Genomic DNA, 21,836 nt, shown 5'->3' with positions numbered 1-21,836 from the left:
CCCGGTCCGCGACGCCGCGGACCGGGTCCAACGGGCGGCGATCCCTGGCTCAGACGATCCGGATCGACCGCACCTGGGTGTTGCCCTTGGTGTCGACGTAGACCCGGTAGTCGCCGACACGGTAGGTCCCGGCCGCGTTGTTGCTGATGGTGAAGGTGGCGGTCACCGAGGATTCGCTGCCGTCGACGTGAGTCTCCGTCACCGTGATGGTCAACTCGTTCGTGTTGCCCTTCAGCTTCTTCACGACCGCGGAAGGCTCGGCATCGACGACCGCGTTGTCGACCGTCACGTAGACCGCGTCGGGCGAGGCGAACTCGGCGTTCTTGAGCCCGTCACCGAGCACGAAGAAGCCGCGTTGTTCGATGGCCCCGCGCTCGGGGAAGGGATTCGGGTTCGAGGCCAGGTACGTGGGGTTGACCGTGTACAGGTCCGTCTTGGAGTCCGCGAGCACGGCCTTCACCCCCGTGTACGGGGCATCGGTGATCGCCAGGTTGACCGACAGGTAGATGGCATCGGGGTTGTTGGCCGAGATGCGCGAGGAGAAGTACTTGTCGGCGCGTTGCCCCGCGGGGACGGCCAGGGGCACGACCTTTCCGTCGACGAGGACGTTGAACCGGAAGTCGCCGTAGCCACCGTTCACGAACTTCGCCCAGGCCGCATCCGTCAGGTGGCCGGGTCGCTCCACCTTGAACTCGAGCCGCATCGGCGCGACGTAGTCGCTGTTCAGGTACTCGGGGTCGGTCAGCGGCAGGTAGACACCGCCCGGTGCGTGCCCAAGTTCGAAGGCCGCAGCCGTCGGGGCCGAGTTGCCTCGCGCGTTCCACATCGGGATGTTGAACGAGGTGGCGCCGAGCAGGGCCGCGGAGCCCAACAGGCTCGGGTCGACTTCCTCCGAAGCGTCTTTGTAGGTTCCGATCGTGACGTCGAGCAGGTCGAGGTCCGCCCGGTCGGCGTTCAGCCCGGGAATGTCCGCCCACATGAGCTTGGCGCCGGCCGGGCCCGAGTACCTGGCCATCTCCAGCATGCCGTCGGCCATCAGCTTGGTCATCTGCACGGCCGAGTCGACCTTCATCCGCTCGTTGGCGGTGTGCCACCAGCGTTCGTTACCGGGGATCACCGCACCGAAGGCGGTCATCTTGTTGCGGAAGCTGCTGGCCAGGGTGCCGCCGGTCGTCCCCTGCGGATACACCACGTCCCTGAGGGCATACGGATCCGCGAACGCGTCCGGGTCCTGATCCATCGTGGCCTGGTAACTCCCGAACTGAAGAGCCGTCAGCGGGTTGTCGTGGGTGACGTACAGGCCGGCCCCGACGGGCGAGCCGAGGGCGCCGATGGTGAACCCCTTGGCCTGGAATGCGGCGGTGACGGCCGTCGTCGCCTGGGTGGAATCGGCGGCGGTGACGTGCATGCTGCGCACGTACATCGGCATGCTGAGGGTGCCGGAGGAGTCCGTGTAGAAGCTCGTCGGCTCCTCGGTGCGGATGCCACCCATCAGGGCGAAGGTGAGGTTCGGGGTGCCGTTGTTCGGGTTGCGCAACAGGTTCGCCGGGATCCCCATGTACTTGCCGATGTACGCCTCGCCTTCGACGCCGCCGGTGAAGAACAGGTCCGCGATGCCCTCGGCGGCCTTCTTCAACTGGAGGTCCGACGCGGTGATGCCCAGATCTCCCAGTCCGTGGGAGATCAGGAACATGCCCCACACGATGGCGTTCTTGCCGTACTGCGGGGTGGGCATCTCCATGGCCACGTCGGTGTTGACCTCGAGGGTCAGCGCGTCACCGGCGATCGTGGTCTGCACCTTTGCGGTGGTGCCGGCTGCCGTCGGGAGCCACCCCTTCGCGGTCGCCGCCGCGGTGATCGCCGCGACGAACCGATCACGCTCGGCGGAGCTCGCCCCCGTCAGATCAAGGGTGATTCTCGCCCGGGAGGCGATCTGGGTGGTGCTGCCGTAGGCGATGTCCTTGAGCGTCGGGTCTCCGTCCCGGAGGGTGACGCCGGCGGTGGCGTCCGTCAGCCGGAAGGCCTTGCCGGCGTCTGCGGACAGGTCCATCGACACCGACGGGGTGACGGAGCCGGAGTTGCCGACGATCACCGGGAATCGCGAGTCGGAGGTGTAGGCCGCGATCGGCATCTCCTCCCGGTTGAGATTCTTGTAGGCCCAGTTGTCGTAGAAGGTCGGATTCGTGTTGTACGGCAACGACTGGAACGTGGCGGTGTTCGCCGGGGTGGGGGTGCCGGGGCCACCGTCTTCGTAGATTCCCATCACGATGCGGACCCGCCGATCCATCGGCAGCCCGGATTCCAGCAGCGCCTTGGCCGCGAGCAGCGTCGCCAGCGTCGGGCCGCTGTCGTCCTGGATGCCCGCCCCGTAGATCCAGCTGTTCTGAATGTATGGCGAGTGGTACGCCCCCGGTGTGCCGAGGTTGCCGTCGGCATCCCGCCAGCGCTCGAGCTGGGCTGCGGTGACCGACGACGTCGGCGAGTCGAGATGGCTCAACGCCATGACCATCTCGGGGGCGTCCGGGTCACCGATCTCCACGTAGACGTACTTGTCGGCCTGGCGTTGGACGACCACCGGGAAGCCCAGGTCCTTGGCCAGTTTCACCACCCAGGCGAGCTTGGCGACCTTGCGGTCGTACTCGTACTGGTTACTTTCGGTGTTGCTGACCGGGAAGGGGTATGCGGTGGCAGCCGTGCCGCCTCGCGAGATCGAGTCGTAGCTCGACCCGTCCAGCATCGCGCCCATCAAGCTGAGCGGGTCGTAGGTCCCGTCACCGACCCGCGCACTGTTGATGCGCCCGGCCAGCGCCTCGACCTCGGCGTGCACCACTTCTCGCTCGTCGTCGTTGACCGACAGCGGGTAGGTGGTGCTGGGCTGGAAGCGCTCCGGGGCATTGCTGGTCGCGGAACTCTCGGCCACCGCCCCCATGGACAGGAGCAGGGTGATGCCCAGCGTCATTGCCATCGGCTTAGTGCGCATGAACGTGCTCTCTTTCGACGTTGCGACCCAAAAGAACTTCCGCCAGGTACCTGGTCCGGATGATGGCGCAGACCGACGGTCCGCAACAAGCCGGAACCATGAAAGCTTTGGCAGGAATTGAGGTGGCCGGCGGCGCACCGGCAGGCAACGATTGGGGCCGGCGCAGTCCCTGGTGCCCAGCGCCCGTCAGCGCTGCGGCGACTCCGTCGCCGCCAACACGGCAGCCAATTGCTCGCCTGGACAGGCGTGCGCACCGCGACCGAACGGCGCCTCGCTCAGGTCCACCAGCACCTCACGACCATCGGGAGCCACCCGCCGGGTCACCGGAATCGGCGGTCCGGTCCGGCCGGACCGGCGCTGTTCGGCGACGGCCGTCAGCCCGGCATGCGCCTGCACCAGGATGCAGATCAGCATCGCGGTCCGTTCCGAGCGATCTCCGCAGGCGACCACCAGGCGTTCGACCGCGTCGTCGGCGGCGGCCGTCAGTTCTCGGTCCGAGGTGTGCGGCTGATAGGCCGCGGCCGCGGCCGCCACCTCGCCGACCAACTCCCGGGAGAGCCCCATCGCGGCCAGCAAGGCAGCGGGCGGCTGCCCGCCGGCGCCCGGCCGGACGTCGAGCCCGGCCAGGGTGCGCTCGAGGACGGCCCGCCGGCGGGTGTGCTCGGCGCCCTCGCTGAACCGCGGCACCCGGCCGCGCAACCAGCCGATGCCGTGTTCGGCCTCCGGGCAGTGCGGAACGGTGTACCGGGGGTCCTCCAATACTTCGGACGGCAGCGGGTCCATTCGTCGGCTCGTCATCGGTGAACTGTGCCGCCCGGATGCTTCGGTGGCGACCGAATCGCCCGGCACCGACCGGGCAACGGCCGGGTGGGAACATGGAGTGCAACGGCCCGGTTGATCCTGGCAGACCTGGCCGCCCGGCATGTTTTCTGATGGAGGACCCGTGACATCACCGACCACAGTTCCACTGGACAGCGACCCGAAGTTCGCCGACTACGCGGCCCCGGAGGCCCTGGTCAGCACGCAGTGGCTGGCCGATCACCTCGGCGACCCCGGACTGGTCGTGGTGGAGTCGGACGAGGACGTGCTGCTCTACGAGACCGGGCACATCCCCGGTTCGGTCAAGGTCGATTGGCACCTGGACCTGAACGATCCGGTGACCCGCGACTATGTTGACGCCCCTGCATTCGCAGAGCTGATGTCCCGCAAGGGGATCGACCGGGACACCACGATCGTGGTCTACGGCGACAAGTCGAACTGGTGGGCGGCCTACGCGATGTGGGTGTTCAGCCTGTTCGGCCATTCCGACGTCCGGCTGCTGGACGGCGGCCGGGCCAAGTGGCAGGCGGAGGGCCGCGAGCTGACCACCGACGTGCCGACCCCGGAACGGGCCGACTACCCGGTCGTCGAGCGAGACGAATCCGGGCTCCGGGCCTTCCTGCCCGAGGTTCGCGCACATATCGGCCGGCCGATGATCGACGTCCGCAGCCCGGCCGAGTACTCCGGCGAGCGCACCCACATGCCGGATTACCCGGACGAGGGCGCGTTGCGCGGCGGGCACATCCCGGGCGCCCAATCGGTGCCGTGGAGCCGGGCGGCGAACGACGACGGCACCTTCCGGTCAGCGGCCGAGCTGCGCGCCATCTACACCGGCGAGAAGGGCCTGCAGCCCACCGACGACGTGATCGCCTACTGCCGGATCGGCGAGCGGTCGAGCCATACCTGGTTCGTGCTGCGGTATCTGCTCGGGTTCGACAAGGTGCGCAATTACGACGGATCGTGGACCGAGTGGGGCAACGCGGTGCGGGTGCCGATCGTCAAGGGGGACCAGCCGGGATGACGCAACCCAGCGATCTGCCCGGCTCGTTGCAGGAGATCGTCGACGACTTCGCCGCCTTGACCAACCCGGACCGGCTGCAGTTACTGCTGGACTTCAGCCGCGAGTTGCCGGCGCTGCCTGCCCGGTATGCCGAGCATCCGGAGCTGCTCGAGCCGGTGCCGGAGTGCCAGTCGCCGATCTTCCTGCTCACCGAGCTGGACACGAGCCAGGCTGCCGGCGATCGGGCGACCGTGCACCTGTACTTCAGCGCGCCGCCGGAGGCGCCGACCACCCGGGGGTTCGCCGGCATCCTTCAGGAGGGGATGGACGGGCTGACGGCCGCCGAGGTGCTTGCGGTTCCGGCCGATCTGCCGATGCGGTTGTCGCTGGCGGATGCCGTCAGCCCGTTGCGGTTGCGCGGGATGAGCGGCATGCTCGGCCGGATCCAGCGCCAGGTGCGGGAGAAGATCACCGCCGCGCAATGATCGCGCAATGATGAGGTGGGATTTCGACCGCGAGTAGGCGGTCATTTCCCACCCGTTCTCGCAGGGACCCGGATACCGTTGGTCCATGGTGGAGCCGATTGACCTGGACGAGAAGTTCGGTCGATTCTTCGACACCTGGTCGCCGAAAGTGGTGGCCAGGCTGAATGACTACGAGATCAAGCTGGTCCGGCTCGACGGCGAATTCGTCTGGCACACCCATCCCGACACCGATGAACTGTTCCTGGTGCTGGACGGCGCGCTCACCATCCAGTTGCGCGACGACGAGGTACACCTCGGCCCGGGGCAGTTGTTCGTGGTGCCGCGCGGGGTCGAGCACTGCCCGAGGACCGTTTCCGGCCAGGTGCGGGCGATGCTGATCGAGCCGGCGGGTGTGGTCAATACCGGCGACGCCAGCGGCGCGCTGACCGCTGATCACGACGACTCGTTGGCGCAGTAGCTCAGGGCTGACGGGAAGACGGTCGGGCCGCGGTCAGAACTGTCTGACGCCGATCGTGTTGCGTACCTTGGCAACCCGGATGGTGCGCCCGAGGGTGGCCGCGCCGACCACCGCGGCCGCGATCGCGGCCAGGCAGACCGCGAACGACAGCACCAGCAGCGGCGCGCCGCTGCTCGGGGCGTTCTTGTCCAGCAGCACCAGGATCCATTGGGCCAGAACGGCTCCGACCAACACGCCGTAGGCCGTCAGGATCACCGGGCCGCCGGTCTGCCTCTTGGCGATCAGCAGCAGGGACAACGCCGACAAAGCGACCGCGACGGCGACGAAGGGCGTCACCACCGCGGCGCCGAGGGTGAGGAACCCGCTGCGGTCGATCAGCGTGCCGTCATCGAACAGCACCACCAGCACGACGACCAGCACCACGATCGCCAGCGCCACGTTCACCAGACAGACGATCCAACTGGCCCGCCACCACGGCGCGGCGGCCCGCTGCGCCTCGGCCAGTCGCTGGTGCTGTTCGTCATTCACCCGTTCGTCAGCCACCCGGCAACGGTAATCGTCCGGGCTCAGCCGCCCGCAGTTGGCGGTGCCGCCAGTCCCTTGCCGTCCAGCGAGAGCAGCGTCATCAGCACGATCGAGCCGGTCCAGGCCAGTGGGACGGTCGAGCCGGGATGCCCATCGGCGGTCACCATCTCGGGAAGCTCACCGAGCCAGTTGCGCTGGTCGATCACCCAGTCGAGCGTCTCGGTGGCCCGCTTCCGGTTGCCCAGGCCCGCCCAGCCGAGCGCGAAGAACGAGGTGCTCGGGGTCCAGGTGGCATCGCCCCAGTTCTGGTCCGGGTCGTTCCCGGGCACCACGCCGCCGTTGCCGCGGACCAGCGCGTCCCAGGTGTCGGACAGGGCGGCCGGCAGGCCGGCCGGGGCGGTGTTGAACGGCGGCGCCATGAACGCCGCGGCGCTGTCCCTGCCGTGCAGGTTGTCGGCAGTTCGCGGATACCCGTTGGGCGCGAATGTGTTCGCGATCCCGTCGGACAGTTTCCTGGCGGCCGCCGACCAGCGCTCGGCGTCGTCGGAATGTCGCTGCGCGCGGGCCAGCGCAACCGAGGCGTTCAGGCCGGCGAGTAGCGGGGCGGCGGTGCCGATGTTGGCGGTGCTGGTGCCGATCTCCCAGTAGTCGGGCGAGGCCGGTGGCAACCCGTCGGCATCCAGCGAGGCTGCCGCGTAGTCGGCCGCCTTGCGAATGGTCGGGTACAGCGCGGCGAGCTGCGTCGAGCGATGCGACCGTGGTGCGTGCTGGTACCACTGCCAGGTGGCCCACGGCACCCAGCCGTTGGCGTCGAGCTGCCAATGCCGTCCGTCGGGCGGCCCGGCCCCGTCCAGCGTCGTCCTGGCCTCCCAGGTGCCGTCGGCGCGTTGGGTGGCGGCGTTGAACTGCAGGATCCGGTAGGCCTCGGCGCTGTGCCCGGTGGCCGCGAAGGCGGCCGCGGCGAAGCTGGTGTCCCGCGGCCACGAGTACTTCCAGATGGAGTACCAGGCCGCGGCCAGGGCTCCGTTCGGCTGCAGCAGAGCGCGCATGCTCAGCAGGGCCCGGGTGGCGACGCTCCGCTGCTCGAGGGTGCGACCCGGGATGGTGCCTTGGGCTAGCCAGCGCCATGACTCGGTGATCTGACGGACGGCTCCCCGATCACCGGCCCGCACGGTGACCGGTTCGGTGGCGCCGGCCGGCAGATATCGCCAGTTGCCGTCCGGCAGCCGCAGCACATTGCTGCCGGGAAGATAGTCGGCGCCCCAGCCGTCGGCCGGCGAGATGGCCGCGGTGGCGGTGCCGTTGTAGAACAGCCCGGCCGTGTAGGCCTGGCCCAGCCATGGCGGCAGGGCCCGATAGCAGGCGCCCGGAGTGCCGCAGCCCTGCGCTCCGGTGGGATCGATGAAGAATGCGGTGATGCTGGCCGGATACTCCTGCCAGCCGCCCCAGTAGTCCAGATCGTAGTTCCAGCTGCTCCGGCCGCCGGGCACCGCGGCCCTGGTGCCGTACCAGGCGACCCGGTCGGCGGTCGGGGTGTGCGCCTGGATCGTCAGGTAGTAGACCTGGCCGGCGGTGACGTCGACGTCCAGGTCGAAGTCCACCCAGCCGGACCCGGTACCGCCGAGCGCTGCGATGTCACGGGTCGCGGTGGCAACGGTGCTGGCCGGGTCGGCGACGTTCGTCCGGATCTCCGCAGTGATGCTGCCCTCCGCCGCCTGGCTCTCCAGCCATGCGGACGCCACCGACACATGGTCGTCGGCGGAGACGAACTCCTGGGCCCCGGCGTTGTTGGTGGCGTTCAGCCGGTACAGGGCGGTGCCGTGCTCAGGCTGCCCGGTGAACACCGGTTCGGCGGCGTTCGCCGGGATGATGCCCAGTGGCATCAGCAGGGCGCCGGCCAGCAGGGCGGTCAACAGCCGCGGGCGGGTGAGGGTCTGCATCTTGGGGCCTCCGTGCGCGAACCTGCGCGGAATACGGCTCGGTTGAGCGGTGATGGACAGGCAATCGCAGTACGGACGGTAGCGATCGAGTGTGCGCGAACCACAGATGCAGACGGGTCATCTCTGCGGTGACGCAGCGTCACCAGGCCAGTGTCCGGCTGGGCAGGGCCGGATCCGGTGCCGGCGGTGCCCGTCCTTAAGGTCACGATGTGACCATTTCCCACCGCTTGCTCGACCAGAACGACGCTGACGCCTCGATTCGGCTGGGGCAGGAGGCCTTCGGCTTTCCCTCGGATCCGGCCCCGGCGACAGTTGCGCCGGCAAAGCCCTTTCCGCCGGCCGGCGCCCATGCTCACGGGATCTTCGACGGTGACGAACTCGCCGCCCGGTTGTTTGCCCGCGAATACCTCAGCCATTTCGCCGGAGAGCAGGTGCCGACCTGCGGGATTGCCGGGGTCACGGTGAAGGCCGAGTATCGCGGCCGCGGGCTGCTCACAGACCTGTTCGCCGCTGTCCACGACGCCGCCAAAGACAGGGGAGAGGTGATCTCCACCCTGTTCCCGACGGCCCCAGGGATCTACCGCCGGTTCGGATACGAGCTGGTCGGTGACTACTCGACCGTCGAGATCCCCAGTGCTGCACTGGCTTCGATCCGCAGGCCGGCCGGGATCGAGGTCCGAAGGGCGGGGGTCGACGACGCCGAGGCGATTCAACGTGTCTATCACCAGTGGGCCAGCAGTCAGCACGGGCCGCTCACCCGCACCGGACCGAGTTTCAGCGGCGGCGCCGCCGAGTTCCTCGACTCGTTCAACGGCGTCACTGTCGCGGTCGACTCCGCACAGCAGGTGGTCGGGTTCGCGTCCTGGGACCGCGGTCCGAGCACCGGCAGGGGCTCGGCCTTCGAAGTCAGCGACCTGATCGGCAGTACGGCGGCAGCCACCGCGGCGCTCTGGTCGGTGGTCGCCAGCTTCGCGTCGGTCACCGGCAAGGTCAAGGTCGACACGTCCGGTGACGACCTGGCGCGCTTCGCCCTGCCGTCGGTGGACTGGAGCGTCGTCAGTCCCCGGCCGTACATGCTGGCGGTACTCGATGTGGCCGGCGCGTTCACCGCCCGCAGCGTCACTGCGGCGATAGCCGCAGAGCTGGAGTTCGCGATCGCCGGACATCCGATCGGGGCGCAGAACGGCGGCTACCGGTTGAACGTCGGGGCCGGCCAGGTCGACTGCCGGCACGCGTCCGACTCGGGCGGAGTACGGACCTACAGCCCGCAAGGGATAGCCGTCGCCTACGCCGGCACCCAGTCGTCGGCCAACCTGCGGACGGTCGGCATGCTCTCCGGCGGCGACCCGGGCGACGATTCGGTGTGGGATGCGTTGTTCGGCGGACACCAGTTCCACATCCGCGACTACTTCTGACCGGGGCCCGCTGCCGGCCGATTTCTCCGCGCCCCGGCCGGTGGTGTTTACTGACGTGCGCCAGTGCGAGGTGAGCCTTGCCTAACCCTGCGCGTATTCTCCAGTATGACCACCGCCGAAAGGAGCCCGACGTTGCTTGCGACCTTTGTCATCGGCCTCCGAGAGGGGCTGGAGGCGGCGCTCATCGTCGGCATCATCGCGGCATTCCTCAAGCAGGACGGCAAGTCCCGCGCGGTGCGGCAGATGTGGCTCGGCGTCGGTCTGGCCGTTCTGCTCTGCCTGCTGATCGGCCTCGGGCTCGCCCTGCTGTCCGGTGCCCTGCCGCAGCGGCAGCAGGAGATGCTGGAGACCGTCATCGGGCTGGTCGCGGTGGCGATGGTGACCTGGATGGTGCTGTGGATGCGCCAGCACTCCAAGGACCTCAAGCGCGACCTCGGTCAGGTGGTGGGCGGCGCGCTGGCCCAGGGCACCTCGTTCGCGCTGGTCGCGATGGCCTTCCTGGCGGTGGTCAGGGAGGGCGTGGAGACCGCCGTCTTCCTGGTCGCGGCCTCGCAGACGGCCGCCGGCGCCGCGACCTTCGCCGGTGCGTTCCTCGGGATCGCGGTGGCCGTGGTGCTCGGCTATCTGATCTACCGCGGCGGGGTGAAGCTCAACCTGTCCAAGTTCTTCCGGATCACCGGCGTGGTGCTGGTACTGGTGGCCGGCGGTGTGCTGATGTCCAGCCTTTACCACGCTTACGAGGCCGGCTGGATCACCATCGGCCGGCAGGTCTGGCTCGACTTCTCCTCGTTCATCCGCCCGGGCTCGGTCCAGGAGTCGCTGCTCACCGGGGTGCTCGGCATCCGGGCGCAGCTGACCGCCATCGATGTGCTCGCCTGGCTGCTCTACGTCGTGCCGATGTTGGTGATCGTCGTCTGGCCGCCGCGCCGGCCGGTGCCCAGGGCGACCATGACCAAGCTGCTGCTGGGTAGCGGTGCCGTCGCCGCCCTCGCCGCCGTCCTGCTGGCCACCCTGGTCCCCGGGCCGACCGGGGTCACCGGAGCATCGGGCGCCAGGGACTTCACCCTGGTCGCGGGCGCCTCCGAGATCGGCCGGCTCGATGCCTCGCTGTCCGCCGTCTCCGGCGACCGGCTCACTGCGCGATTGACCGGATCCGTCGCGGTCGCCCCGGTTGCCGGTGCACCGGGGGGAGCGGCCACCCTCGACGCCGACGCCGACCTCTCGCTGAGCGGCGCGACGACCGTCGCCGGGCGCCCGGCGCTCACCTTCACCGGCCCGGCCCGGCCGACCACCATCGACGGTGCCGGAACCGCGAAGATGACCGCCGGGGAACTGGCCGCCCTGAACGGCGGCCGCTACCCGGTCGGCCTCCGGTCGGCCGATGCCGATGTCCGGCTCACCGTCACCCGGACCGCGTCGATTCAACCGACGGTGACGTTGGATGCCGCGACCAAGGCCATCGTTTCGGTGGCGCTGGACGTCACCCCGGCGCTGATCGCGACCGAACCGGGCGGCCAGACGCACCGGGTCGCACTTCCTCCCGCCGCCGCAGCCGCCGACCGGGCCTCGGTCGCCGCGGCCTCCACTGCTGCCGCCGAGCGCGCCGCGGTCGCCTCCCGGGCCGCCGTACTCGGCACCCTGCTGCCGTGGCTGCTCGGTGTCTGGGGCGTCATCGTCGCCGGCTCCGGGCTGCTGTTGCTGTTGCGTCGCCCCAAACCCGTCCGATCCACCGCCGCCGTTCCGACCGCTGCCACCGTCCGAGGAGCTTGAATGTCATACCCGTTGTCCCGTCACCGATCCACCCGCATCGCGCTGATCGGCGCGACGGCGGCTGCCGCGTTGTTGCTGGCCGGATGCGGATCCGACGGCGCCGCCGACCCGGGCAACGTTGCGTCGGTGACCGACATTGCCTCGAGCAGTTCGGCGGCCGCGAGCGCGGCCGCCGCCAGTCCGGCAGCGGCGGCCTCGGCTGCCGCGGGTTCGGCCGCTGGGGGTTCGGCTGCTGGGGGTTCGGCTGCGGGTGGCGCTACCGCCGTCACCGTGACGATCACCGCCGCCGATGGCTGCACGGTCGAACCGAATACGGTGCCGGCCGGTCCGGTCACCTTCACCATCAGCAACGTGGACGCCACCGCGGTCAGCGAGGTGCACCTGATGGGCGGCGACCGGATCCGCGGTGAGCGGGAGAACCTCGCGCCCGGATTCGACGGCAACTTCTCGGTGACGCTGGACGGTGGCTCCTACCAGGTGCTGTGCCCCGGCGCGGCAACCGAGACCCAGCCGTTCACCGTCACCGGCAAGGCCGCGCAGGCCTCGGGTGACGTCAACGATCTGCTGGCGAAGGCGACCAGCGACTACAGCGAATACGTCAGCACCCAGGCCGACTACCTGGTGGGCGCGACCGCGGAGTTGGCCACGGCGCTGAAGTCCGGGGATCTGAAGAAGTCCCAGCAGGCCTATGCGAAGGCCCGTCCGTTCTACGAGCGGATCGAGCCGGTGGCCGAGTCGTTCGGTGACCTCGACCCCGACATCGATGCCAGGGACGGCGATGTGCCGGCCGCGCAGTGGAAGGGCTTCCACCAGATCGAGAAGGCGCTGTTCGTCGACAAGAGCGTCGCCAAGGCCGAGCCGTTCATGGCCGACCTGACCAGCAACGTGGCGAAGCTGAAGTCGTTGACCGCGGAACTGGCGAAGGGCACGGAAGCGGGCGACGGCAAGGGGTACCAGCCCGACGAGGTGGCCAACGGGGCGTCGTCCCTGTTGGAGGAGGTGCAGAAGTCCAAGATCTCCGGCGAGGAGGAGAGGTACTCGCACATCGACCTGCTGGACTTCGCGGCCAACGTCGAGGGCTCGCAGCAGGCATTCGCCGCGCTGACGCCGGCGCTGGACAAGATCGACCCGCAACTCGCGCCGCCGATCAGCGCCAGGTTCGCGGCCCTGAACACCCTGCTCGAGTCCCATCGGGACGCCGCGGCCCTCGGTGGGTACGCGCTGTACACCGACCTGTCCAAGGCCGAGGTGAAGGCGCTGGCGGATGCCCTGCTGGCCGTGCAGGAGCCGCTGTCGCAGGTCTCGGCGAAGGTGGCATCGGCGGGGTGACGCAGCTGCCGAACCAGGGCGATCCGGCCGGTCCACCGGCCGGCCGGCCCGACCGCCCGGCCGATCCGGGTCGCCGGCGGTTGCTCGGCACCGCCGCCCTCGGCACCGTCGGGTTGCTCGCCGGCGGGGTGGCCGGGTACGGCATCCGCGCCGCTACCGAGTCGGCGCCCGCCGGCACCGGTACCGCCGGGGACAGCACGGATCCGGCGAACTCGGCCGGCCCGGACAACGGCGTGGTGCCGTTCTACGGCGCCCGGCAGGCCGGCATCACCACCCGCCAGCAGGAACAGATGATGTTCGCCGCCTTCGACGTGACCACGATGGATGTGCGCGCGCTGCAGCAGTTGCTGGGTCGCTGGGCGGCGGTGGCTTCCCGCTACACCCAGGGCCAGACCACCAGCGGCGGCGAGCCGGCACCGAACCGCCCGCCGGACGACACCGGCGAGGGGATGGACCTGGGAGCCCACTCGCTGACCATCACGGTCGGCTTCGGTGCCTCACTGTTCGACGAACGATTCGGTCTGACGGACAAGATGCCCGCCGCGCTCCGGCCGTTCGGCATGCTGCCCGGCGAGGGTGACATGAAGGCGGACATCAGCGGTGGCGACCTGTGCGTGCAGGCCTGCGCCGACGATCCGCAGGTGGTGTTCCACGCGGTGCGCAACCTGACCCGGATCGCCCGCGGCACAGCGGTTCTGCGCTGGTCGCAGCTCGGTTTCGGCCGGGCGTCGGCGACCGGTACCGGGCAGACGACGCCGCGGAACCTGTTCGGCTTCAAGGACGGCACCCGCAACATCCACGCCGACGAGAGCGCCGATCTGGAGGCGGACGTCTGGGTCGGCCAGGAGACCGATCAGGAGTGGATGAGCGGCGGCAGTTACCTCATCGCCCGCAAGATCGGGATGATCATCGAGTCCTGGGATGCCACCGTGCTCTCGGAGCAGGAGCGAATCTTCGGCCGGGCCAAGCAGTCCGGTGCTCCGCTGTCCGGCGGCACCGAGTTCACCGCGCCGAACTTCGGTGCCCGCACCGGCGGGGCCGACGCGATCGACGTCAATGCCCACATCCGGTTGGCCGCCGCCGAGCAGAACAACGGCGTGCGGATCCTGCGCCGCGGCTACAACTACACCGACGGCCAGGACGCCACCGGCCGGCTGGACGCCGGGCTGTTCTTCATCGCGTTCCAGAAGGACCCGGAGCAGTTCAAGGTGCTGCAGACCAAGCTCGGTGCGCACGACCTGCTGAACGAATACATCGTGCATCTCGGTGGTGGTACCTGGGCCTGCCCGCCCGGCGTCAGCAAGGCCGGGGACTGGTTCGGTAAGGCCCTGTTCGGCTGAGTCGCGCTGACTCAGCGCTGCTTCAGACCGGCCAGATAGCGTCGGGTGGCGCGTACCGACATCGGGCGGCAACCGGCGGCCAGCAGCGCGCGGACGATGGCCGGCTCCCGACGGGCCAGCAACAGCCCGCGGCGGACCAGGAACGCCGGTGACTTCCGCCGCTCGCGCAGGTCCCGGGACAGCCGCAGGGCGAAGGTGATCCACCGGGACCGCCGGACGCAGATCGCCCGCTCCAACAGGTCGTGATCGGCACATCCGGCGACCAGCTCGGCGACGAAGATGCCCTCGGCGACGAACACTCGCTCGTCCCTCAGGCTCACCGTCCTGCTGCCGCTCGGGCCGTTGGCGGCCAGGTCGTACACCGGGACCTCGGCACTGCCGGTCCGGCACAACGACTCCAGCGCCGCCTGGGCGGCCGCCGCGTTCCAGCTGCCGGGGTGGTCCCAGTCGACCTCGCCGTGCGGCAGCCGCGGCAGGTCCGGGTCGTCACCCGATCGGTAGAAGTCGTCGAGGGCGAGCACCGACAGCCCGGACCTTTCCGCGAGCCGGGACTTGCCGCAGCCGGACGGACCTGCCAACAGCACGACCTTCGCGGCGGGGACGGCTGGCAAGGCGGGCACGGCGGAGATTCTGCCCGATCTGCTGCCTGGCGGTCACCTCGGCGGCCGGGCGGCAGCAGATCGGGCGGGCCCGGCCGTCTCAGGCGGCAGTGTCGGCCAGGGCGGGCGGTTGGATCCGCTCGGACTGCCGCAGGTCGGCGGGGGTCAACGGGCCGGTCATCCGCAGCGGTGGCTCGGTCAGATACCGCACGTACGCGTACGGGGTGAAGAATCCGGGCAGCCGCTCGCCGAGCGAGACCTCGAGCAGCACGTCCCTGGCCGCGTCGACCTGGGCGGGGCTGCCCCACTCACCCTCCCTGACCAGCAGCTGGGCCTCCTCGTCGATCATCTCCCGGATCATCTCGGCGGTCACCCGCGGGCCCTCGACCAGCCGGGTGCGGTACCGGATCCATTGCCACAGCTGGGCTCTGGAGATCTCGACGGTGGCCGCATCCTCCATCAGATGATCGATCGCGGCTGCGCCGGTGCCGCCGATCCAGGCCGTCAGATATCGCATGGCGACCGACACGTTGGTGGCGATCCCGGCCAGCGACACGCCGCCGGACGGCGGCGTCAGCAGGTCGTCGGCGGTCACCGCGACGTCCTTGCGGAGCCGGTTCCGCTGGTCCGGCGCATCCCGCAGGACGGCGTCGAACGCGGCGCGGCAGGTCGGCACCAGGCCGGGATGGGCGACCCAGGAGCCGTCGAAGCCGTCGGCGGCCTCCCGGCTCTTGTCGGCGGCGACCTTGGCCAGCGCGTCGGTGGTGGCCAGTTCGTCCCGGCGGTCGGGGACGACCGCCGCCATCCCACCGATGGCATGGGCACCGCGCTGGTGGCAGGTGGCCACCAGCAGCTCGGTGTACGCCCGCATGAACGGCGTGGTCATCGTCACCTGGCCGCGTTCCGGCAGCACGAACTGTTCGCCGCGTTCGGCCACCGTGCGCAGGTAGCTGAAGATGTAGTCCCAGCGGCCGGCGTTCAGCCCGGCCGAGTGCTCGCGCAACTCGTAGAGGATCTCGTGCATCTCGAAGGCCGCCGGCAACGTCTCGATCAGCACGGTGGCCCTGATGGTGCCCTGCGGAATGCCGAGCAGTTGCTGGGCCAGCACGAAGACGTCGTTCCACAGCCGGGCCTCGGTGTGGGACTCCAGCTTCGGCAGATAGAAGTAGGGGCCGGCCCCGGCGTCGATCAGTGCCTGGGCGTTGTGGAAGAAGTACAGGCCGAAGTCGACCAGCGATGCCGACAACGGCCGCCCGTCGACCACCAGATGCTTCTCGCACAGGTGCCAGCCGCGCGGGCGCATCACGATGGTCGGGGTGTCGCCGGCCACCCGGTAGTCCTTGCCGTCGGCGGTGAAGGCCAGCTCGCCGCGGATCGCGTCCCGCAGGGTGAGTTGGGAGCCGACCACGTTGGACCAAGTGGGTGCGGTCGAGTCCTCCAGGTCGGCCATCCACACGTCGGCCCCGGAATTGAGCGCGTTGATCGTCATCTTCGGCGTCGCCGGGCCGGTGATCTCCACCCGCCGGTCGATCAGACCCGGTGCTGGATCGACGATCTGCCAGCTCGGGTCGTCGCGGATGCCGGCCGTCTCCGGGCGAAAGTCCGGCATCCGGCCGCCGCCGGCGATGCTCTCGCTGCGGGCCCGGCGGGCGGCCAGCAGGTCGGCGCGGCGGCCGGCGAAGGCGCCGTCCAGCCGGGTCAGGAAGTCGAGTGCTGCAGGTGTCAGGATCTCGTCGAATCGGGGGTGCAGGGTGCCGCGGATCTGGCAGTGGGCGTTCATCGGGTTCTCCTGGGGGAAGGCGTCTGTGCGGGCGGTGATGATCAGTGGAACTGCGCGGCCTCGGTGGAACCGGCCAGCGCGAGGGTGCCGCTGGCCGGATTGATCGCGGTGGCCACCTGGTCGAAGTAGCCGGTGCCGACCTCGGCCTGGTGCTTGATGGCGGTGTAGCCGGCCGGTGCGGCGGCGAACTCCGCCTCCTGCAACTGCACGTAGGCCGACATGCCGGATCGGGCATAGCCGTTGGCCAGTGCGAACATCGAGTGGTTCAGCGCATGGAAGCCGGCCAGCGTGATGAACTGGAAGCGGTAGCCCAGTGCGCCGAGCTGGTCCTGGAAGGCGGCGATCTCGCTGTCCGACAGCGCGGCCTTCCAGTTGAACGACGGAGAGCAGTTGTAGGCCAACATCTTTCCGGGGAACTCCCGGTGCAGCTCGGTGGCGAACTCGCGAGCCAACCCGAGATCCGGTGTCCCGGTCTCGACCCAGATCAGGTCGCTGTACGGCGCGTAGGCCTTCGCCCTGGCCAGCACCGGTTCGAGCCCGCTGCGCACCCGGTGGAAGCCCTCCGCGGTGCGTTCGCCGGTCAGGAACGGTGCGTCGATCGGGTCGACGTCGCTGGTCAGCAGATCGGCGGCCAGCGCGTCGGTGCGGGCCACCACCAGGGTCGGCACGCCGAGCACGTCGGCGGCCAGCCGGGCGGCGCTCAGTGTTCGGACGTGTTGTGAGGTAGGGACAAGCACCTTGCCGCCCAGGTGGCCGCACTTCTTCTCCGAGGCCAGCTGATCCTCGAAGTGCACGCCGGCGGCCCCGGCCACGATCATCGACTTCATCAGCTCGAAGGCGTTCAGGGCTCCGCCGAACCCGGCCTCCGCGTCGGCGACGATCGGCACCAGGTAGTCGGTGCCGTGCTCGCCGTTGGCCCAGTCGATCTGATCGGCGCGGATCAGCGCGTTGTTGATCCGGCGGACCACCGCCGGCACCGAGTTCACCGGGTACAGGCTCTGGTCCGGGTAGGTCTGGCCGGACAGATTCGCATCGGCCGCCACCTGCCAGCCGGACAGGTAGATCGCCGACAGCCCGCCGCGCACCATCTGCACCGCCTGGTTGCCGGTCAGCGCGCCGAGAGCGCGGACGAAGGTCTGTCGGGTCAGCTGTTGCCAGAGTTTCTCGGCGCCGAGCCGGGCCAGCGTGTTCTCTTCGACCACACTGCCGCGCAGCCGCACCACGTCCTCGGCGCTGTAGCCACGCTCGATGCCCGCCCACCGGGGATCGCCGGCCCATTGCCGGCGCAACAGCGCGGCGGCATCGCCGCCCGGCCGGGGTGCCGGCGCGGCAGTCCGCTCGTCCGGCCCGGCGGCCGAACCGTCGACGGGAGTGGCTGGGAAGGGTCGGGTGGCCGGGCTCTCGGTGATCGTCATCAGGTCCTCGCTCCAGATGTGGTGTTCGGTCGATAGATCGAGGAAATGTCAAGAACTGGGCTACGACCAGCCGTCTTCACCGTCAAGAAACGCGATTCTTGCGATATCGTCGGGCAATGTCGGAAATCGGGATGTCAGCGTCGGTGACGACGATCACGCCGGCCGACCCGATTGCGGTCGGCCGGCGGCTGCGCCACCTGCGCCGGGCGGCGCACCGGACGCTGGACGATGTGGCCGGCGCGGTCGGTATCTCGGCCAGTGCGCTGTCGTTGATCGAGAACGGCAGACGGGAACCGAAGCTCGGCGTGCTGACCGCATTGGCCGCCGATCTCGGGACCGCGCCGGGGGAGCTGCTGTCGCCGGCGGCGCCGAGCCGGCGGACGGCGCTGGAGATCGAACTGGAACGCGCACAGCGAGCCGATTCGTTCCCGGCGCTGGGGGTCCCGGCCGTCCGGGTCGGCCCGCGGCTGCCGACGGAGGCGCTGGAGGCACTGGTCGGCCTGCACCGGTCGTTGGCCGCGGCGCAGACCGAACGGGCGGCCACCCCCGAACACGCCCGACGGGCCAATGCCGCGTTGCGCGAGCGAATGCGGTTGGCGGACAACTACTTCGGCGACATCGAGCGGGCCGCGGAGCAGCTGCTGGCGGCCGTCGGGCACAGCGCCGGGCCGATCACCCGCACCGTGGTCGACAAGCTGGCAGCGCAGCTGGGCTACACGCTGGTGCACGTCACCGATCTGCCGGCGTCCACCCGCAGCGTCACCGACACCGTGCACCGGCGGGTCTACCTGCCGCAACCGGAGGCCGGCCAGAGCGATTCGCGATCCCTTGCGCTGCAGGCCCTGGGACACCTGGTGTTGCAACACCAGGTGCCGGCCGACTACGCGGACTTCTTGAACCAGCGGGTGGAGATCAACTACTTCGCGGCCGCCCTGCTGATCCCGGAACGGGCGGCAGTTCCGTTGCTGCGCAACGCCCAGGCCGAGAAGGACATCGCCATCGAGGACCTGCGCGACCTGTTCGCGGTGTCCTATGAGACGGCGGCGCACCGGTTCACCAACCTGGCCACCCGGCACCTGGAGCTGCCGGTGCACTTCATGCGGATCTCCTCGGCCGGGGTGATCTACAAGGCCTACGAGAACGACGGCGTGCACTTCCCGACGGATCCCACCGGCGCCATCGAGGGCCAGCGGGTGTGCCGGTTCTGGACGGCGCGCCAGGTGTTCGAGCGGCCGGACCGCTCGGCCGCCTACCAGCAGTACACGGACACCCCGTCCGGGACCTACTGGTGCACGTCGGCGGTGGACCGCACGCCGGCCGGGACCTTCTCGGTGAGTGTGGGTGTGCCGTACCGGCAGGTGAAGTGGATGCGCGGCCGGGAGACCACCGAGCGGAGCGTCTCGCGCTGCCCCGACCCGGCCTGCTGCACCAGGCCACCGGCCGAGCTGGCGCAGCGCTGGGAGGGCAAGGTGTGGCCGAGCGCCCGGGTGCATTCGCATCTGCTGGCCGCGATGCCGCCCGGGGTGTTCCCCGGCGTCGACGACACCGAGGTCCTGACCTTTCTGCAGCAGCACTCCTGACGGCGCGGTCGTTCGTCACTCCCGCGGCTGCCGGGCGCCGGTTGCACTTTGTACCGCGCAGGGAAGTATGGGGTGGTAACCACCGATCCCGACCCGAGGAGAGCCCAGATGCCCACACGTACCGCGCGCACCGAATGGTCCGGAGGCCTGCAGGACGGCAGCGGAACCGTCACGTTGACCAGTTCGAACCTGGGCTCCTACGACGTGTCGTTCCCCAAGCGGGCCGCCGAGGACGCCGGCGGCACCACCTCGCCGGAGGAGCTCATTGCAGCCGCCCACACCGCCTGCTACTGCATGCAGTTGTCCGCAGTGATCGGCGAGGCCGGTGGGACCGTCGAGTCGCTGGTCGCGGACGCGGCGGTCGGGCTCGGCCCGGACCCGGCCGGCGGTTTCCGGTTGACCGGCATCAAGCTGACGGTGCGCGGCAAGGTCGCCGGGCTGGACTCGGACGGCTTCGTCAAGGCGGCGGAAGCGGCCAAGGCCGGTTGCCCGGTCTCCAAGGCCCTCACCGGTGTGGAGATCACCCTGGACGCTGCCCTGGCCTGATCGTCAGCCGGCGGACGGGCGGAAGCGGTAGGTCAGCTCGACCGACGACCGGTCGGCGACCGAGGTGCGGCGGGCAACGAAGTAGTCGTCACCGACGGCTGTCACCGCGAAGGTCACCAGCATCTCGAACGGAGCGCTGACACTGAACCGTCCGGTCGGGGTGTAGTCGCCGACCCTGGCCGGTGTGCTGTCCGGGCCGCCGTCCGTCTCGGTGACCTTGCCGTTGCCGAACCGCAGGCCGCTGCCCTCGGCGAGGTAGCTGCCGTCGGTGCGGGGTTGGAAGTTCGTCGGGTCCGGCGCTGCCGGATCGCCGGGCCCGACCTGGCCGCCGCCGCCCGCGGCGTTCTCATCGGCGTTGTTGTGGTCGTCACCGGACTTTCGTCCGCGCAACGCATCGAGGATGCCCATGGCGCTGCCTGCCCTCCTGGATCGGCTGTCCTCAACTGTAGGCAACTCTGCTCCGGCGGGCGCGGCGCAGCGCGTCGGCCGACAGCAGTACCAGAGCGCACCAGATCAGCCCGAAACCGGCCCAGCGGGCCGGCGGCATCGACTCGTGCGCCCACAGCACGCCGAGCAGGAACTGCACAACGGGGGTCAGGTACTGCAGCAAGCCCAATACCGACAGCGGCAGCGCCTGGGCCGCGCGACCGAAGGCCAATAGCGGGATCACCGTCACCACGCCGGTCAGCAGCAGCAGCACGACGTGTCCGATCCCGTTATCGGTCAGGGTGCCATCGCCACTGGCCTGCAGGGCGATGACGGTGGCCGCCGCCGGGATCGCCAGCACCATCCCCTCGGCGGTGAGCGAGACGGTCGGGGTGAGCGGTACGACCTTCTTGACCAGCCCATAGCAACCGAAGCTGAGCGCCAGAACCACCGACAGATAAGGGATCCGGCCGCCGGAGATGCTGATCACGACCGCGGCCGCGACGCCCAGCCCGACGGCGGTCCACTGCACCGGCCGCAGCCGCTCGCCGAGCGCGAGCACCCCGATCAGCACGCTGACGAGGGGATTCATGAAGTAGCCCAGCGAAGCTCCGATCACCTGGCCGTTGTTGACGGCGTAGATGTACACCCCCCAGTTGACCGCGATCAGGGCCGCGGCCAGCGCCACCAGCAGCCATACCCGCAGGGGGATCGCCCGGATGGCCCGCCATTGCCGCAGTGCGGTCAGCACCAGGGCCATCGCCAACAGCGACCAGATCATCCGGTGGGCCAGGATCTCCACGGCGCCGGCGGGTTCCAGCAGCGGCCAGTAGAGCGGGAACAGCCCCCAGATCAGGTAGGCGCTGACGCCCGCGACGACGCCGCGGCGCACTCCGTCAGCCCGCCGGTTCGGAACCGGCGACCGTGAGACCGACCGACTGCCGGTCCAGCACCGACGACAACACGATCGTCGACTCGGTCCTGGCCACTCCGGCGGCCGAGCGGATCCGTTCCAGGGCCTGCTCGAAGTGGGCCATGTCGGCGGCCCGCAGATGCACCAGCACGTCGGCGTCGCCGGACACGGTGTAGGCGGCGATCACCTCGGGGATCGGCGAGAGCAACTGCCGGATCCGTCCCGGGGGGACGTTGCCGGTGTAGGTCACCGCGACGAACGCCTGCGCCGTCCAGCCGAGCATGGCCGGATCGACCCTGGCGGTGAAGCCGGTGATGACACCGTCCGAACGCAACCGGTCGACCCGGCGCTTCACGGCCGGCGCCGACAGCCCCACCTGCTGACCGATCTCCCGGAACGAGCTCCGAGCCTCGGCGACCAGGCACGAAATGATGTGACTGTCGATCTTGTCGATCTGCAATGAACTGTGCTCCATTCGGGCGGAGAGTCGCTTGTCGTTTCGTCGGAGTGCATCCTA

At 69.7% G+C, this 21,836-nt stretch carries 19 protein-coding genes; 9 read left to right on the top strand and 10 right to left on the bottom strand.

The annotated features are described in order from the left end of the window. Positions 1-49: 49 nt before the first annotated feature. Both K340_RS0106950 and K340_RS0106945 read right to left on the bottom strand, forming a co-directional pair. The gene (locus K340_RS0106950) at positions 50-2,980 is read right to left on the bottom strand and encodes a zinc-binding metallopeptidase family protein (RefSeq protein WP_154674120.1); all 2,931 of its coding nucleotides are present in this window, start codon (positions 2,978-2,980) and stop codon (positions 50-52) included. Positions 2,981-3,166: 186 nt separating this feature from the next. Further along, positions 3,167-3,778 carry a hypothetical protein gene (locus tag K340_RS0106945; RefSeq protein WP_084614124.1) on the bottom strand — a complete coding sequence of 204 codons (612 nt, stop codon included), beginning with the start codon at positions 3,776-3,778 and terminating at the stop codon, positions 3,167-3,169. 145 nt (positions 3,779-3,923) lie between these two features. Between K340_RS0106945 and K340_RS0106940 the strand changes: the two genes are divergently transcribed. The 3 genes from K340_RS0106940 to K340_RS0106930 all read left to right on the top strand — a co-directional run bounded on the left by K340_RS0106940 (position 3,924) and on the right by K340_RS0106930 (position 5,741). After that, the gene (locus K340_RS0106940; protein ID WP_029136191.1) at positions 3,924-4,820 is read left to right on the top strand and encodes a sulfurtransferase; all 897 of its coding nucleotides are present in this window, start codon (positions 3,924-3,926) and stop codon (positions 4,818-4,820) included. Next, complete coding sequence (locus tag K340_RS0106935) at positions 4,817-5,284, top strand: SufE family protein (RefSeq protein ID WP_029136190.1); 468 nt, start codon at positions 4,817-4,819, stop codon at positions 5,282-5,284. Before K340_RS0106940 ends, K340_RS0106935 begins: the two co-directional genes overlap by 4 nt. Before the next feature lie 85 nt (positions 5,285-5,369). Continuing rightward, positions 5,370-5,741 (top strand): cupin domain-containing protein, encoded by a 372-nt coding sequence (locus K340_RS0106930; protein ID WP_029136189.1) that lies wholly within the window; start codon positions 5,370-5,372, stop codon positions 5,739-5,741. Positions 5,742-5,774: 33 nt separating this feature from the next. Here the strand turns inward: K340_RS0106930 and K340_RS0106925 are convergent, their stop codons facing one another. Next, entirely contained in the window at positions 5,775-6,284 is a 510-nt protein-coding gene (locus tag K340_RS0106925; protein WP_029136188.1) for a hypothetical protein, read from the bottom strand. A 23-nt stretch (positions 6,285-6,307) separates the two neighbouring features. Then, the gene (locus tag K340_RS34000; RefSeq protein ID WP_051265304.1) at positions 6,308-8,206 is read right to left on the bottom strand and encodes a glycoside hydrolase family 15 protein; all 1,899 of its coding nucleotides are present in this window, start codon (positions 8,204-8,206) and stop codon (positions 6,308-6,310) included. 209 nt (positions 8,207-8,415) lie between these two features. On the opposite strand from K340_RS34000, the gene K340_RS0106915 reads away from it, so the two are divergent. The 4 genes from K340_RS0106915 to efeB all read left to right on the top strand — a co-directional run bounded on the left by K340_RS0106915 (position 8,416) and on the right by efeB (position 14,060). Continuing rightward, positions 8,416-9,621 (top strand): GNAT family N-acetyltransferase, encoded by a 1,206-nt coding sequence (locus K340_RS0106915; protein WP_029136187.1) that lies wholly within the window; start codon positions 8,416-8,418, stop codon positions 9,619-9,621. A 105-nt stretch (positions 9,622-9,726) separates the two neighbouring features. After that, positions 9,727-11,391, top strand: a complete 1,665-nt coding sequence (gene efeU / locus K340_RS37265) for an iron uptake transporter permease EfeU (RefSeq protein ID WP_154674119.1) — start codon at positions 9,727-9,729, stop codon at positions 11,389-11,391. Between the two features lie 126 nt (positions 11,392-11,517). Continuing rightward, positions 11,518-12,720, top strand: coding sequence for an iron uptake system protein EfeO (gene efeO, locus K340_RS0106905; RefSeq protein WP_407662205.1), 1,203 nt, complete (start codon positions 11,518-11,520; stop codon positions 12,718-12,720). After that, complete coding sequence (efeB, locus tag K340_RS0106900; protein WP_245599484.1) at positions 12,717-14,060, top strand: iron uptake transporter deferrochelatase/peroxidase subunit; 1,344 nt, start codon at positions 12,717-12,719, stop codon at positions 14,058-14,060. The genes efeO and efeB overlap by 4 nt, the downstream gene beginning before the upstream one ends. Before the next feature lie 11 nt (positions 14,061-14,071). Here the strand turns inward: efeB and K340_RS28015 are convergent, their stop codons facing one another. The 3 genes from K340_RS28015 to aceA all read right to left on the bottom strand — a co-directional run bounded on the left by K340_RS28015 (position 14,072) and on the right by aceA (position 17,854). Further along, entirely contained in the window at positions 14,072-14,680 is a 609-nt protein-coding gene (locus tag K340_RS28015) for a uridine kinase family protein (RefSeq protein ID WP_211229299.1), read from the bottom strand. Between the two features lie 79 nt (positions 14,681-14,759). Beyond that, positions 14,760-16,439, bottom strand: coding sequence for a malate synthase A (gene aceB, locus K340_RS28010; protein WP_037363089.1), 1,680 nt, complete (start codon positions 16,437-16,439; stop codon positions 14,760-14,762). A gap of 41 nt (positions 16,440-16,480) precedes the next feature. Continuing rightward, positions 16,481-17,854 (bottom strand): isocitrate lyase, encoded by a 1,374-nt coding sequence (gene aceA / locus K340_RS0106885; RefSeq protein WP_084614122.1) that lies wholly within the window; start codon positions 17,852-17,854, stop codon positions 16,481-16,483. 116 nt (positions 17,855-17,970) lie between these two features. On the opposite strand from aceA, the gene K340_RS0106880 reads away from it, so the two are divergent. Both K340_RS0106880 and K340_RS0106875 read left to right on the top strand, forming a co-directional pair. Continuing rightward, positions 17,971-19,434 carry an XRE family transcriptional regulator gene (locus K340_RS0106880; protein ID WP_037363087.1) on the top strand — a complete coding sequence of 488 codons (1,464 nt, stop codon included), beginning with the start codon at positions 17,971-17,973 and terminating at the stop codon, positions 19,432-19,434. Between the two features lie 108 nt (positions 19,435-19,542). Next, complete coding sequence (locus K340_RS0106875; protein ID WP_029136182.1) at positions 19,543-19,980, top strand: OsmC family peroxiredoxin; 438 nt, start codon at positions 19,543-19,545, stop codon at positions 19,978-19,980. 3 nt (positions 19,981-19,983) lie between these two features. Here the strand turns inward: K340_RS0106875 and K340_RS35745 are convergent, their stop codons facing one another. Genes K340_RS35745 through K340_RS28005 form a run of 3 tightly spaced genes read right to left on the bottom strand, consistent with a single transcriptional unit; the run spans position 19,984 to position 21,794 of the window. Then, positions 19,984-20,388: a hypothetical protein gene (locus K340_RS35745; RefSeq protein WP_029136181.1), complete on the bottom strand. Its 405-nt coding sequence runs from the start codon at positions 20,386-20,388 to the stop codon at positions 19,984-19,986. 31 nt (positions 20,389-20,419) lie between these two features. Continuing rightward, on the bottom strand, positions 20,420-21,298 hold the full coding sequence (gene rarD, locus K340_RS0106865; protein ID WP_029136180.1) for an EamA family transporter RarD: 879 nt from the start codon (positions 21,296-21,298) through the stop codon (positions 20,420-20,422). Positions 21,299-21,302: 4 nt separating this feature from the next. Continuing rightward, a complete protein-coding gene (locus K340_RS28005) occupies positions 21,303-21,794 on the bottom strand; it encodes an Lrp/AsnC family transcriptional regulator (protein WP_245599483.1) in 492 nt (163 codons plus the stop codon). Positions 21,795-21,836: the final 42 nt, after the last annotated feature.

It is taken from the genome of Nakamurella lactea DSM 19367, assembly GCF_000426645.1.
GTDB lineage: Bacteria > Actinomycetota > Actinomycetes > Mycobacteriales > Nakamurellaceae > Nakamurella > Nakamurella lactea.
Note: the sequence above shows the minus strand (reverse complement) of the source record. Positions and strands in the feature narration are given on the sequence as shown.

Excerpts from the sequence above, each read along its gene's own strand:
- K340_RS0106950 (WP_154674120.1), bottom strand. The coding sequence starts at position 2,980 with ATGCGCACTAAGCCGATGGCAATGACGCTGGGCATCACCCTGCTCCTG.
- K340_RS0106945 (WP_084614124.1), bottom strand. The coding sequence starts at position 3,778 with ATGACGAGCCGACGAATGGACCCGCTGCCGTCCGAAGTATTGGAGGAC.
- K340_RS0106935 (WP_029136190.1), top strand. The coding sequence starts at position 4,817 with ATGACGCAACCCAGCGATCTGCCCGGCTCGTTGCAGGAGATCGTCGAC.
- K340_RS0106930 (WP_029136189.1), top strand. The coding sequence starts at position 5,370 with ATGGTGGAGCCGATTGACCTGGACGAGAAGTTCGGTCGATTCTTCGAC.
- K340_RS34000 (WP_051265304.1), bottom strand. The coding sequence starts at position 8,206 with ATGCAGACCCTCACCCGCCCGCGGCTGTTGACCGCCCTGCTGGCCGGC.
- efeU (WP_154674119.1), top strand. The coding sequence starts at position 9,727 with ATGACCACCGCCGAAAGGAGCCCGACGTTGCTTGCGACCTTTGTCATC.
- aceB (WP_037363089.1), bottom strand. The coding sequence starts at position 16,439 with ATGAACGCCCACTGCCAGATCCGCGGCACCCTGCACCCCCGATTCGAC.
- aceA (WP_084614122.1), bottom strand. The coding sequence starts at position 17,854 with ATGACGATCACCGAGAGCCCGGCCACCCGACCCTTCCCAGCCACTCCC.
- K340_RS0106880 (WP_037363087.1), top strand. The coding sequence starts at position 17,971 with ATGTCGGAAATCGGGATGTCAGCGTCGGTGACGACGATCACGCCGGCC.
- K340_RS0106875 (WP_029136182.1), top strand. The coding sequence starts at position 19,543 with ATGCCCACACGTACCGCGCGCACCGAATGGTCCGGAGGCCTGCAGGAC.
- K340_RS35745 (WP_029136181.1), bottom strand. The coding sequence starts at position 20,388 with ATGGGCATCCTCGATGCGTTGCGCGGACGAAAGTCCGGTGACGACCAC.
- K340_RS28005 (WP_245599483.1), bottom strand. The coding sequence starts at position 21,794 with ATGGAGCACAGTTCATTGCAGATCGACAAGATCGACAGTCACATCATT.